Origin of the sequence: Pseudomonas peli (assembly GCF_050563605.1) — a bacterium.
Lineage (GTDB): Bacteria > Pseudomonadota > Gammaproteobacteria > Pseudomonadales > Pseudomonadaceae > Aquipseudomonas > Aquipseudomonas peli_A.
The window spans coordinates 1-260 of sequence record NZ_JBNXUH010000267.1; the positions used below are offsets into that span (position 1 = coordinate 1).

Annotated in this window: 1 protein-coding gene; it reads left to right on the forward strand. The window is 60.4% G+C overall.

Annotation, left to right across the window (positions count from 1 at the left end; translation table 11 throughout):
* Positions 1–260 (forward strand): urease subunit gamma (gene ureA / locus ACQ4LH_RS21700; RefSeq protein ID WP_430699007.1); only part of this gene is annotated, 260 nt, incomplete at both ends.

Sequence of the window (260 nt, forward strand, 5' to 3'; positions counted from 1 at the left end):
CGCTCAGTTCGTCTCGTGGGCTAGGAGATGTGTATAAGAGACAGGTGAAACTCAACTACCCGGAAGCCATGGCCTATATCTCCGCCGCCTTGCTCGAAGGCGCGCGTGACGGCCAGACCGTGGCCGAGCTGATGCACTTCGGCACCACCCTGCTGAGCCGCGAACAGGTGATGGAAGGCATTCCGGAAATGCTGCCGGAAATCCAGCTCGGGGGCTCCCTCCCGGCAAGTCCCCCTCTCTTCATCTCCTCTCCTTTGCTA